At 76.6% G+C, this 12493-nt stretch carries 10 protein-coding genes; all 10 read right to left on the bottom strand.

All coding sequences use genetic code 11. The annotated features are described in order from the left end of the window. Positions 1 to 16: 16 nt before the first annotated feature. The 10 genes from IE287_RS21705 to IE287_RS21660 all read right to left on the bottom strand — a co-directional run bounded on the left by IE287_RS21705 (position 17) and on the right by IE287_RS21660 (position 12409). Positions 17 to 550, bottom strand: a complete 534-nt coding sequence (locus IE287_RS21705) for a DUF7822 domain-containing protein (RefSeq protein WP_189850803.1) — start codon at positions 548 to 550, stop codon at positions 17 to 19. 56 nt (positions 551 to 606) lie between these two features. After that, positions 607 to 1524 carry a LysR family transcriptional regulator gene (locus tag IE287_RS21700; RefSeq protein ID WP_189850802.1) on the bottom strand — a complete coding sequence of 306 codons (918 nt, stop codon included), beginning with the start codon at positions 1522 to 1524 and terminating at the stop codon, positions 607 to 609. Positions 1525 to 1614: 90 nt separating this feature from the next. Further along, the gene (locus tag IE287_RS21695; protein WP_189850801.1) at positions 1615 to 2814 is read right to left on the bottom strand and encodes a glycine C-acetyltransferase; all 1200 of its coding nucleotides are present in this window, start codon (positions 2812 to 2814) and stop codon (positions 1615 to 1617) included. 3 nt (positions 2815 to 2817) lie between these two features. Then, a complete protein-coding gene (gene tdh, locus IE287_RS21690; protein WP_189850800.1) occupies positions 2818 to 3852 on the bottom strand; it encodes an L-threonine 3-dehydrogenase in 1035 nt (344 codons plus the stop codon). A 162-nt stretch (positions 3853 to 4014) separates the two neighbouring features. Then, positions 4015 to 4797, bottom strand: coding sequence for a 4'-phosphopantetheinyl transferase family protein (locus tag IE287_RS21685; protein WP_189850799.1), 783 nt, complete (start codon positions 4795 to 4797; stop codon positions 4015 to 4017). Positions 4798 to 4822: 25 nt separating this feature from the next. Continuing rightward, a complete protein-coding gene (locus IE287_RS21680) occupies positions 4823 to 7099 on the bottom strand; it encodes a serine/threonine-protein kinase (RefSeq protein WP_189850798.1) in 2277 nt (758 codons plus the stop codon). Continuing rightward, positions 7081 to 7977, bottom strand: a complete 897-nt coding sequence (locus tag IE287_RS21675) for an oxygenase MpaB family protein (RefSeq protein ID WP_189850797.1) — start codon at positions 7975 to 7977, stop codon at positions 7081 to 7083. The genes IE287_RS21680 and IE287_RS21675 overlap by 19 nt, the downstream gene beginning before the upstream one ends. 225 nt (positions 7978 to 8202) lie before the next feature. Then, the gene (locus tag IE287_RS21670) at positions 8203 to 9456 is read right to left on the bottom strand and encodes a vWA domain-containing protein (RefSeq protein WP_189850796.1); all 1254 of its coding nucleotides are present in this window, start codon (positions 9454 to 9456) and stop codon (positions 8203 to 8205) included. Further along, positions 9453 to 10670 (bottom strand): AAA family ATPase, encoded by a 1218-nt coding sequence (locus tag IE287_RS21665; protein ID WP_189850795.1) that lies wholly within the window; start codon positions 10668 to 10670, stop codon positions 9453 to 9455. The genes IE287_RS21670 and IE287_RS21665 overlap by 4 nt, the downstream gene beginning before the upstream one ends. 230 nt (positions 10671 to 10900) lie before the next feature. Next, the gene (locus IE287_RS21660) at positions 10901 to 12409 is read right to left on the bottom strand and encodes a hypothetical protein (RefSeq protein ID WP_189850794.1); all 1509 of its coding nucleotides are present in this window, start codon (positions 12407 to 12409) and stop codon (positions 10901 to 10903) included. Positions 12410 to 12493: the final 84 nt, after the last annotated feature.

Genomic DNA, 12493 nt, shown 5'->3' with positions numbered 1-12493 from the left:
GGCGCCGCGGGTCCCGTCAGCCGGGGAAGGAGAAGTAGAGCGCCTCGGCGTAGAAGGACGCGAAGTGCCGCTGCCAGTCGGCCCGGACCGAGGCCAGCCAGGCGTCGTCCCGGCCGGCGATCGCCGCCTCGGCCCGGGCGACGGCGCCGGGGATGTCCTCGGAGACCAGCCGCCGCACGCTCGCCACCGGATCGTCGCCCGTCATCGAGACGATCTCCCCGGTTTCGAGGACGGCGTACCCGGCCCGCTGCTTCTCCAGGTGGGCCGTGGTCCGGGCGACGCACTCGGCGAACTCCGCGTCGTCCTCCAGGCCCTCGCCGACCACGCGCAGCAGCTGGCGGAGGAGGGCCGCGCCCTCGGCGTACTCCGCGGCGATGCCGATCGGGGGGTTCCAGATCATGGACGGGACGACCGTCGTCCCGCGGCCGGCCATGAGCTTGTGCGCGAGGGGGACGTCCCCGCTGTGCTCGGACACGCATCGGATCCGCCGGGGGAGCTCTGCCTCGTTCGGCATCGAGTCCGCGGAGTAGAGGTAGGAACGGTTCGCCATGGTGGTGACGCTAGCAACCGGGACCGACAGGGCCTGTGCCGCCGGGCTCCCCGGGCTCAGGGCGTGCCGGGGCCCGGGGCCGCCGCCGCGCGGAGCGCGGTCAGGACGGGGGCGATGAGGGGGTGGTCCTCGGCCCCCCTGCGTACGGCCGCGAAGACCCTGCGGGTGGGCGCGGCGCCCTCGACGGGGCGGACCACCACGTCCGTGAGGTCCGTGCCGCGCAGCGCCGAGCGGGGCACGAGTGCCGCCCCCGCGCCGGCGGCGGCGAGCGCGACGACGGCCCGGAAGTCGTCCGAGACGTGTTCGAAGCGGGGTGCGAACCCGGCGTACTCGCAGGCCAGAACGGTCACGTCGTGGCAGGGGTTGCCCGCGGACTGGCCGATCCAGGCGTCCTTGGCGAGGTCGGCGAGGGCGACGCGGTCGCCGCCCCCGAGGGGATGGCCGGGCGGGAGCACGACGTCGAAGGGCTCCGCGTAGAGCGGCATCCGGGTGAGCCGGTCGTCGTCCTCGCCGGGGGCTCCCCGGTACTCGACGGCCACGGCCACGTCCACCTGCCGGTCCAGCACCATCAGCAGGCTCGCGTCCCCTTCGGCGTCCCGCACCCGGACCCGGATCCCCGGCGCCGTGGCCGCGAGGTCCGCTATGGCCGGGGCGACGACGAGCCCGATGCCGGTGGCGAAGGCGGCCACCGTGACGGTGCCCGCCTGGCCCGAGCCGTAGGCGGCGAGCGCCGCCTCCGCCCGCTCCAGCTGGGCGAGGACGGCGTTGGCGTGGCCGAGGAGGATCTCCCCCGCCGGGGTGAGCCGGGCCCCTCTGGCGCTGCGGTCGACGAGCCGGTGGCCCGTCTCCTGCTCCAGGGCCGCGAGCTGCTGCGAGACGGCGGAGGGGGTGAGGTACAGCGCGGCGGCCGCCGCCGTGACCGTGCGGTGGTCGGCCACCGCGCGGAGGATGTGCAACCGCCGTGCTTCGATCATGTGCCCAGTCTCCCAGGCCCCGGGCAGGGCTCGTGCCCCGGAGGACCCGGGAGCCCGGAAAGCGGGGCCGGGTCTCCCGGGGCCGGGGAGTCAGCCGCGGAGTTCCTCGCGGGCCGACACGAAGGCGTCCACCGCGCGGTTCACGTCCTCCGTGGAGTGGGCCGCCGAGAGCTGGACCCGGATGCGGGCCGCGCCCTGCGGGACGACCGGGTACGAGAAGCCGATCACGTACACGCCGCGCTCCAGGAGCAGCTCGGCCATCTTCCCGGCCTCCGCGGCGTCGCCGATCATCACGGGGGCGATGGCGTGGTCGCCGGGGAGGATGTCGAAGCCCTCCTCGGTCATGCGGCCGCGGAAGAGCGCGGTGTTGGCGTTGAGCTTGTCGCGCAGGTCGCCGGCGGACTCCAGGAGGTCGAGGACCTTGAGGGAGGCGGCGGCGATGACCGGGGCGAGGGTGTTGGAGAAGAGGTACGGGCGGGAGCGCTGGCGCAGCAGGGCGACGATCTCGGCGCGGGCGGCGACGTAGCCGCCGGAGGCGCCGCCGAGGGCCTTGCCGAGGGTGCCGGTGATGATGTCGACGCGGTCCATGACGCCGTGCAGCTCGGGGGTGCCGCGGCCGCCGGCGCCGACGAAGCCGACGGCGTGCGAGTCGTCGACCATGACCATGGCGTCGTAGCGCTCGGCCAGGTCGCAGATGTCGGCGAGCGGGGCGACGTACCCGTCCATGGAGAAGACGCCGTCGGTGACGATGAGCTTGCGCCGGGCGCCGCCCTCGGTGGCCTCCTTGAGCTGCTGCTCCAGGTCGGCCATGTCGCGGTTGGCGTAGCGGAAGCGGCGGGCCTTGGAGAGGCGGATGCCGTCGATGATGGAGGCGTGGTTGAGGGCGTCGGAGACGACCGCGTCCTCGGCGCCGAGGAGGGTCTCGAAGACGCCGCCGTTGGCGTCGAAGCAGGAGGAGTAGAGGATCGTGTCCTCCTGGCCGAGGAAGGCCGAGAGGCGGGCCTCCAGCTCCTTGTGCACCTCCTGCGTGCCGCAGATGAAGCGGACCGAGGCCATGCCGTAGCCCCAGCGGTCGAGGGCCGCGTGGGCGGCGGCGACGACCTCGGGGTGGTCGGCGAGGCCGAGGTAGTTGTTGGCGCAGAAGTTCAGCACCTCGCCGGGGCGGCCGCCCGCGGTGACCTCGACGGTCGCGGACTGGGGGGTGCCGATGACGCGCTCGGGCTTGTGGAGGCCGGCCGCGCGGATCTCTTCGAGGGTGGCGCGGACGTCGTCGCGTACGGAATCGAACATGGGTCAGGCTCCCGCAGTCCAGTCGAGGATGATCTTGCCGCTCTTGCCGGAGGCGGCGTCGTCGAAGGCCGCCTCGTAGTCGGTGAAGTCGTACCGGCCGGTGATGACCGGGGAGAGGTCGAGCCCGCCCTCCAGGAGGACGGACATGGCGTACCAGGTCTCGAACATCTCGCGGCCGTAGATGCCCTTGACCGTGATCATCGAGGTGACGATCTTCGCCCAGTCGACGGCGAAGTCCTCGCTCGGCAGGCCGAGCATGGCGATCTTCCCGCCGTGGGTCATGTTGGCGATCATGTCGCGCATGGCGTGCGGGTTGCCGGACATCTCCAGGCCGACGTCGAAGCCCTCCTTCAGCCCGAGGGTGCGCTGGCCGTCGGCGATGGTCTTCTCGGCCACGTTGAGGGCGAGCGAGACGCCGGTCTTGCGGGCGAGGTCGAGGCGCTCCTCGCTGACGTCGGTGATGACGACGTTGCGGGCGCCGGCGTGCTTGGCGACGGCGGCCGCCATGATGCCGATCGGGCCCGCGCCGGTCACCAGGACGTCCTCGCCCACCAGGGGGAAGGAGAGGGCGGTGTGGACGGCGTTGCCGAACGGGTCGAAGATCGCGGCGACGTCGAGGTCGACCGGGACGCGGTGCACCCACACGTTGGAGGCGGGCAGCGCCACGTACTCGGCGAAGGCGCCGTCGCGGCCGACGCCGAGGCCGACGGTGGCGCGGCAGAGGTGGCGGCGGCCGGCGAGACAGTTGCGGCACTTGCCGCAGACGAGGTGGCCCTCGCCGCTGACCAGGTCGCCGACGGCGATGTCGGAGACGTCGCGCCCGACGGAGACGACCTCACCGACGAACTCGTGGCCGATGGTCATCGGCGTCGCGATGGTCCTCTGGGCCCAGCCGTCCCAGGAGCGGATGTGCAGGTCGGTACCGCAGATCCCGGTCCGCTTGACCTTGATCAGTACGTCCCCGGGGCCGGTCTCCGGCTCGGGCACGTCCGTGAGCCAGAGTCCCGGCTCCGCCTTCAGCTTGACCAACGCCTTCAATGCCACGGCTCCCGACGTGCGTGTCCTGTGATGTACGGGTCAGGGCACGCGCGCGTGCCCAAGATCCTCGGGAACGAATCTTCCGTACCGGGGGCTCGCGGTCCATCGAGGTTTTCTTAAGCGCGCTCGCAGTTCAGCTTCACGCCGGGGCGTCGCCGCTGCTCAGGCGGGTGTGCCGACGGATCCGGCGGTGACGAAGGAGGCCGGAAGCCAACTCGTACGGACGAGTCCGAGCGGGCCCGCGACGGCGACGGCCGCCGCGTGTCCGTCGGCGGTGGGCACGCTGCGGACGTCCCACCCCTCGGGGAGGGCGGAGGGGTCGTGCTCGCCGAGGTAGTCCTTGTCGAGGGAGCGGGCCATGCCGATGCCGAGGCCCTTGAGGTAGGCCTCCTTGCGGCTCCAGACGCGGGCGAACGCCTCGGGGGTCTCCCCGGCGGCGGTGATCTCGGCCCGTTCCAGCGGGTGGAGGGCCGGGGTCACCTCGCGGACGGTGGCGGCCTTGGGGAAGCCCTCGACGTCCACGCCGACGGTCCGGGCCGCGATGCCGATGAGGACCACGTCGCCGCTGTGCGAGAGGGAGAAGTGCGGGGCGCCGGGCGGGCCTTCGACGGCCGGCCGGCCGTGCGGGGCGCCGCAGCCGGGGCAGGGCTCCCGGCGGTAGACGACCTCGGCGGGCGCGACGCCCAGGCGGGGCGCGAGGAGACGGCGCAGCGCGATGTGCCCGACGCCGTACCGGAGGCGGTCCGCGACCCGCAGGGGCCCGGCGAGGCGCACGCGCTCCTCGGCGTCGAGCTCGGAGGGATCGAGCTCATCCTCCGCGAGGTGGTCCACGCGGAGCTGCCACAGGTCGACGTCGGCCCGGGCGGGCCCGGGGGCCGGGCCGGTGGCGGGCGTGCGGGGCGCGGGGGCGGGGGCACCGAGGGGGTCGATGATCACATCGTTCATTAAATCAGCGCGGCCGGGGCCGGTTTCACGGCCGGCCCGGAGTGCTCGGCCCGGCGGGTCCGGGGCCGTCGGACGGCGCGCCGGCGCCGCGCCGGACGGCGTCGGCCTCGGTGTGGCGGCCGAGCCGGTCGAGGCAGTGGGTGAGGTCGGCGAGGGCGGAGAGGGTGTCCGGGTGGAGCGGGCCCAGGGTCCGGCCACGCGCCTCGGCGAGCGAGCGCAGCGGGGCGAGCGCCTCCTCCCAGCGGCCGAGGCGGCCGAGGAAGACGGCGGCCTCGCGGCGGCTGCGCAGGGTGTCGGGGTGGTCCGGGCCCAGCACCCGCCGCCGGGCGGCGTGCACCGCCTGGGCGGTGTCGAGCGCCTCCTGCCAGCGGCCGAGGCGGGCGAGGTGGACGGAGAGGGCGTGCCGGACCCGCAGGGTCTCCGGGGCGTCGGCACCCTGGGTGCGGGTGCGGACGGCGACCAGGTCCCGGCAGACGGCGAGGGCGTCGGCGGCCCGGCCGAGGCGGCCGAGACAGGCGCTGGTCTCGTAGCGGGCCGCGAGGGTGTCCGGATGGTCCGGGCCCAGCGACGAGGCCCGCCCCTCGGCCACCGCGCGGTACTGGTCGAGGGCCTCCTCGGCACGGCCCAGGCGCCCCAGGGTGTGGGCGAGTTCGTGCCGGGTGACGAGGGTGTCGGGGTGGTCGGCGCCGAGCAGCCGGGTGCGGGTGTCGGCGACCGACAGGGCGGTGCGGTACGACTCCTCCAGGCGCCCGAGCCGGGCGAGGGTGTACGCGAGGTTGTGGCGGCACCGCAGGGTGTCGGGGTGGTCGGCTCCGGCGGTGCGCTCCCGGGCCGCGAGGACCTCGGCGTACAGCGCGTGGGCCTCGGCGTGGCGGCCGAGGCGGCCGAGGGTGTAGGCCCGCTCCTGGCGTGCCGCCAGGGTGTCGGGGTGGTCGGGGCCCAGGGTGCGGGCCCGGGCCTCGGCGACGCGCTCGAAGGCCTCCAGGGCCTCCGCCGTGCGCCCGAGCCGTCCCAGGGCGAAGGCGACCTCGTAGGTGCTGGCCAGGGTGTCGGGGTGGTCCGGCCCGAGGACCCGGGTCCGGTCCCCGGCGACGGAGCGGTGCAGCTGCTCCGCCTCGTTCCAGCGGCCGAGGCGGCCGAGGCCGAGGCCCGCGCGGTGGCGGGCGGCGAGCACGGCGAGCAGCTCGGGAGTGGCGTCCGCCGTGGGGCGGGCGGCCCCGCCGTGGCCCGCCGGGCCCGGCCCGGCGGTGGTCCACTCGGTGGTGAGGACGGCCGCGGCCGGGTCGTGGCCGGCGGGACGGGGCGCGCCGGGCACGGCCGGACGCGGTCCGCCGGTGACGTCCCGGGCCCAGGCGGGCGGGCCGCCGTGCTCCGGTACGGGGACGGCGCCCGCACCGTCGGTGGGGTCCGGCGGGTCGGAGGGGAACGGCAGGGTGTGTCCCCGGCCGCCGAGCGTGCGGCCGTCCACGATCCGGCGGCGCAGGTCGGAGGCGTCGCGCGGGCGCTGGTCGGGCACTTTGGCGAGCAGGTCGACGACGAGCCGGTCGAAGTAGTCGGGCAGCTCGGAGCGGTGGGCGCGCGGCGGGCTCGGGATGGTGTCCCGGTGGCCGACGAGCACCGCCCAGGAGTCGTCGAGGTCGAACGGCGGCGCCCCGGTGGCGAGTTCGTACAGGACGCAGCCGAGAGAGTAGAGGTCGCTGCGGTGGTCGATGTCGCCGCCGCCGATCTGCTCCGGCGACATGTAGTGGGGGGTGCCCATGGCGATGCCGGTGCCGGTGAGCCGCGAGGTGAAGCCCATGTCGGCGCCGAGGCGCGCTATCCCGAAGTCGCAGATCTTCACCGTGCCGTCGCGCAGCCGCATGATGTTGGCGGGCTTGAGGTCGCGGTGGACGATCCCCATCCGGTGGGTGTACTCGAGGGCGTCGGCGACCTGGTCGGCGATGTCGACGACCTCGTGGACCGGGAGGGGGTTGCGCGCGTTGGCGGCGAGGAGCTGGCTGAGGTTCCGGCCCTCCAGCAGCTCCATGACGAGGAAGAGCACTCCCTCGTACTCCCCGAAGTCGTGGACGACGGTGATGCCCCGGTGCTGGAGCGCGGCCGCGACCCGCGCCTCGCGGCGGAACCGCTCGCGCACCACGGTCTGGACGCCCGCGTCCTGGTGCGGGCCCAGCGGTTTCAGGCACTTGACCGCGACCCCGCGGCCCAGCGCCTCGTCGGTGGAGCGCCACACCTCGCCCATGCCGCCGCGGCCGATGACCTCGTGCAGGCGGTAGCGCCCCTGGATCAGTCTGATGTCCCCCATCGTGTGCCGTCGCCCCCGTCGATTCCGTGCACGCTCTCCGGCCTGTCCAGTATGGCCGCCCGGTCGGACAGTGTGTACGGGTCGGGCCGGGTGGCGGGGCCGAGCCGCTCCATGGCGCGGAGGATGTGGCCGGGCGGGAGCCGCCACCGGAGCGTCGCCGGGACGCGGCGCAGCAGACGGGCGGTGGAGACGAGGCGCCGGGTGACGGTCGCGGCGGGCGGCACGGGCCTGCCGTAGAGCTCGTGGGCCCATTCCGGCAGGGTGGCGTACGCCAGCGAGCTGACCCGCCGCCAGACGAGGGCCCGACCGGCGGCCAGCGCGGGCGGCACGGGCGGCCTGCGCAGGAAGTCGAGGACGGCGCGGGCGTCCTCGCCGGCGGCGAGCTCCCCGCGGACGGCGTCGAAGTACGCGGCGAGCCCCTGCTCGGTGGCCGGCACGGTCGCCGGGTCGAGCCCCACGAGCCGCGCGGAGGTGCGCTGTTCGTCCACGTAGCGGTCGGCGGGCTCCCCGGTGAGCGGGAGTCCCGAGCGGCGGGCGACGGAGACGTACGAGTCGATCTCGGCGCAGTGGACCCAGAGCAGCAGGCGCGGGTCGTCCACGCCGAGGAGGCGGTGGATCCGGCGCACCCGCGCGCCCGCCGCCTCGGCCGCCTCCCGGGTCCCGTAGCTGAGCGTCCCGACGAAGCCCGCCGTGCGCATCAGCCGCCCCCAGGGGTCCTCCCGGAAGCTGCTGTTGATCATGACTCCGCGCACGGCGACGGGGTGCAGGGCCTGGAGGTACAGGGCCCGCACCCCGGCGATCCACATCACCGGGTCGCCGTGCAGCTGCCAGGTCACGGAGCGGGGCCCGAAGAGCCCGGGATCGGCGTCCTGCCTCATGGGGCCAGGCTACGCGCGGCGGGGCGGACGGGACCCCGGCCGTCGGGGCCGGGATCCGAAACCACCGGTACCGGTTGTCCCGAGGGTCCCGGACGACGGGGGCCGGGGTCCCGGACACCCGAACTCCCGAACACCCCGGGTCCCGAACACCCCGGGTCCCGAACCCGGAAGACCGTCTCCTCCCGGCCCTGGATTCGGGATCCGGGATCCGGGAGCGACGGGCCGTCATCCGATCTCGACCGTCCTCGCCCACGCCGGCGGCGTGCGCAGGAACTCGTCCTCCTCGTCGCCGGGGCGCGTGACGGGCGGGCGGGGGAAGAGGCCGACGACGGTGCGGCAGGAGGGGGCGGCGGCGGGCCAGGGCGTCTGGCCGTCGGTGAGGACGACCAGGACGTCGGGACGGGGGCTGAGGCGGAGGGCGCGGGAGAAGCCGGCGCGGAGGTCGGTGCCGCCGCCTCCGACGAGGGGGATCTCGGCGTCGGCGCAGAGGCGTGAGGCGGTGTGGGCGGCGGCGTCGCAGGCGATGACGGTGACGAGGTCCCGGCGGCCGCCGAGGGCACGGGTGATCGCGGCGACCTCCAGGAGGGCGCTGCCGAGTTCGGTGTCGGAGACGGAGCCGGAGGTGTCGATGACGACGCCGACGCGCGGCGGGGTGCGGCGGAGGCCCGGGAGGACGACGCCGGGGAGGGAGGCGGCGCGGCGGGCGGGACGCCGGTAGGTGTAGTCGTCGCCCGCCCCGGCCGCGGAGACGGCGGCGCGGAGGGCCGCGCCGAGGAGCTCGCGCCAGGGCTGGGGCGGGTGGCAGACCTCCTCGGCCCAGCGCCTCCAGCCCGCGGGGGCGGTGCCGGGGTGCCCGTCGATCCCCTGGGCCACGCGGTACACGACGGCTTCGCGCTCCTGGGGGGTGAGCCCGTCGGCGCCGTCGGGGCCGAGTTCCCACGCCCGGTCGCGCCCGTCGGCACCGCTTCCGCAGTCGAGCCAGGCCATCGCGGGGGTACGGGGCACGAGGCGCACCGCCCTGAGGTAGTCCTCCATCAGCAGCCCGGGGGCCAGGTCGAGCATCTCGGGCCGGAGGGCTCCGGCGGGGCGCGGGAGGCCGTCGCCGTAGACGTCGTCGTTGATCTCGAAGTCGCCGGCGATGTTGACGCGGAGGCGTTCGGCCTCGCCGTCGCGGCCGAGGTCGCGGGCGAGGCGGTCGCCGCGTCCGTGGTGGTCGCGGAGGAGGTGGGCCACCTCGTGGACCCAGACGCCGGCGAGCTCCCGCATCGGCGTGCGGTCGACGAAGGCCGGGGAGACGTACATCCGCCAGTGCCGGTCGACGCCCATGGTGGGGACGCTCCGGGTGGGCACGACCCGCAGGGCGAAGAGGGCGGTGGCCAGGTAGGGCCGGACGCGGACGGCGTACAGGCGGGCGGTGTGGAGCTTCTCGCGGTCGAGGGCCTGTCCGGGCGGGACCGGGGCGGCGGCGGGGGTGCTCATCGGCGTCCCTGCGCGGCGGCCGGCCGGACCGCGCGACGGGAGAGATCGACGGCGCCCGCGAGGCGTTCGATGGCCACGGGCACGTCCCAGTCGTCGCGCCGGAGCGCGGCGAGCGAGGTGGCGGGCACGACGACGAGGTCCGGCGGGCCGGTCTCGACGGCGCGGGCGAGCAGGGCCCAGGCGGCGTTCCAGCGGTCCCGGGAGGGGCGTTCGCGGACGGCGGCCACGACGCCTTCGAGCGCGGCCTGGCGCCGGTCGCCGCGTTCGGGGAGGACGGATCCGGCCGGGTCGGCGAGGAGTTCCTCGGGGTCGGGGAGGTCCATCCGGTCCAGCCAGGCGAGGAGTTCGAAGCCGGGGCCGTCCCCGACGGTGCCCCGGACGAGGAGGGAGAGGACCTCGCGGGAGGAGCCGGCGACGGCGGCGAAGGCGACGAGCCGCAGCGTCATGTCCCAGCTGCGGGGCGAGGGCCAGGGCCCGCCCCGGCGGGTCTCCTCCCCCGGGAGCCGGTGGACGAGCGTCGGCCGCGCGCCGAGCAGTCCGCAGACCGCCCGGCGGGCGCGGTCCACCGCCTCGGGGAGGCGCGCCGGGTCGAGGCCGGGCAGGACCGCGCGGGGCCAGGTGCCGCCGAGGCCCCGGACGACGACCTCGTGCTCGTGGGTCCAGCGCAGGTGGACGAACCGGTTGGCGAGCGGGGCGCTCAGCTCCCATCCGTCGGCGGCGGAGGCGCGGGGGTTGGCGGCGGCCACGATCCGCACCCCGGGCGGGAGGACGAGGGCGCCGACCCTGCGTTCCAGGACGAGCCGGAGGAGGGCGGCCTGGACGGCGGGCGGGGCGGTGGACAGCTCGTCGAGGAAGAGCAGGCCCCGTCCTTCCCGGACCAGGCGGACGGCCCAGTCCGGCGGCGCCATCGCCACCCCGCGCACGGCGGGGTCGTCGCCGAGGACGGGCAGCCCGGAGAAGTCGGTCGGCTCGTGGACGCTGGCGATGACGGTGGTCAGCGGCAGGTCGAGCTCCTCGGCGAGCCGGGTGAGGGCCGCGGTCTTGCCGATGCCGGGCTCGCCCCAGAGGAGGACGGGCAGGTCGGCGGCGACGGCGAGGGTCAGCGCCTCCAGCTGGCCGTCGGAGCGTGGCTCGGTGCGGGTGTCGCCCAGGAGGGCGAGGAGGTCGGCGGCGACGTCGAGCGGGGCGGGGTTCGCGGGGGCGGGGGTGCGCATGGGTCATCACCTGGAGGGGACGCGGGCGTGCCGGGGCACGGGAGGGGGACGGCGGGCACGGGAGGGGGACGGCGGGCACGCCGCCTTTGCGGCGCGCCGCGGGTGGTGCGGGGCGGGTGGTGCGGGGCGGGGCGGCGCTTTTCGGGGCGGGGTGCGCCTCGGAAGGCGGTACGCCCAGGAAGGCGGTACGCCCAGGAGCACGGCGCGCCTCGGGGCGTGGCGGGGACGGGTCAGTGGAGGTGGGCGTGGCGGGGGTGGCCTCGGCGGGCGAGGCGGCGGGCCGTGCGGGCGGCGCGGCGGTGGCCCCGGGGTGGCCGGGGGCGGCCGCCGCCCGGGCCGGACCCGGGGGCGGGCGGGGGTTCGGGGACGTCGTCGGGGCCGGTGGCGCGCAGCCCCGCCCGGTAGAGCCCGTGCAGGAGCCTGCGGGTCGCGGCGCGTTCGAGGGCCTCGCGCAGGGGACCGTCGCGCAGGGCGGCGCCGGGGCCGAGCAGGGCCTCGACGACGGCGAGCGCGCCGGCCGTGTCGCCGTGGGCGAGGCGCTCGCGGACGCCGGTGAGGCAGGTGGGGCTGCGGTGCGCCTCGTCGATCGCCCGCAGGCAGGGCAGGGGCGTGCCGGAGAGGGCGACGAGGAGCTCCTCGCGGCGGAGTTCGGCCGGGTCGTGGTCGAGCGGCGCGAGTACGCCGTCGACGAGGCCGATGCGGTGCGTGCCCCCCTGGCACTCCACCGTCCGCACCGCGTCCGCGTCGTCCGCCGCCGCGTGCCGGGCGGCGGGGTCCGGCCGGTGGCCGGGGACCAGGGCCGCGGCGACGAGCGGGTGGAGGTCGTCGGGGGTGACCAGGCCGGCGCGGAGCAGCGCGAGGTCGGGCGGGATCCAGACGGCCGCGTCGGGAAGCACGGCCGGCCACCGGGCGTCCCGGTCCCCCGGCGCGCCCGGTGCGGCCCGCCCCCGTCCCGGCGCCGGCGCGGTGCGGAGCGTCCCGTCCGGGTCCGGCGCGAGGAGGAGCCGCCGCCGGGCCCCGAGGCGTACGAGGACGGGGGCGTCGCCCCGGCCGTCGGCGGCGAGCAGCAGGCGGGCCTCGGCGGCCCACCGGTGCACCGCCCATCCGGGTCCCGGCGGGTCGTCGGGCGCGGCCGGGAGGGCGGGCAGCAGGTCGGCGCCGGACCGGCCGCGGAGCTCCCCGGCCCGGGTCGCGTCCCACAGGTGACGGTGGAGGTCGAGCCGGAAGCGCCGGCTGGGGTGCGGGTGGGGATGGGCGGCAGCGCCGGGGCCGTCCGCGCTCCATCCGCGCGGGTCCCGGCCGGCGGGCGGGCCCTCCCAGAGGGCGAGGGAGATCCGCTGTCCGGCGTCGGCCCAGGCGGGTGCGGTGCGGGCCACCAGGTGGACGGGGCGCGGCGGCCCGCCGCCGGGGGCCTCGTGCCGGTCGTAGACGGCCAGGGTGACGGTGAGTCCGGGGCGGAGCAGGCCGTCCTCGGCGGTTCGCGGCAGGTGCCAGCGGAGCAGGTCGGGGGCGAGGCGGCGGAGGTCGGCGCGCACGCGGGCGGCGAGCTCGGTGCCGTGGGTCCGGGCCAGGGCCCGGGGGGTCAGGTCGAGGTCCACGCCGGCCGCGGCGCAGGCACCGGCCCAGTCGCCGGCGAGGCGGCGGGCGGTGGCGGTCTCGATCGTGGCGGGCGGCACGGCGTAGGTGCGCACGCGCTGCCAGAGGGAAAGGCGGGTGTCCTCCCGCACGGGCGCGCCCATCAGCACGCACCGTGTGCGGTGAGGGCCCCCCAACGGTGTGAGGAGTGAGTGATCATCGCGGTCACCGTAGCGCCGCCGCCGAGG

The organism is Streptomyces omiyaensis, assembly GCF_014650895.1.
Lineage (GTDB): Bacteria > Actinomycetota > Actinomycetes > Streptomycetales > Streptomycetaceae > Streptomyces > Streptomyces omiyaensis.
This window is presented reverse-complemented; position numbering and strand designations above follow the sequence as displayed.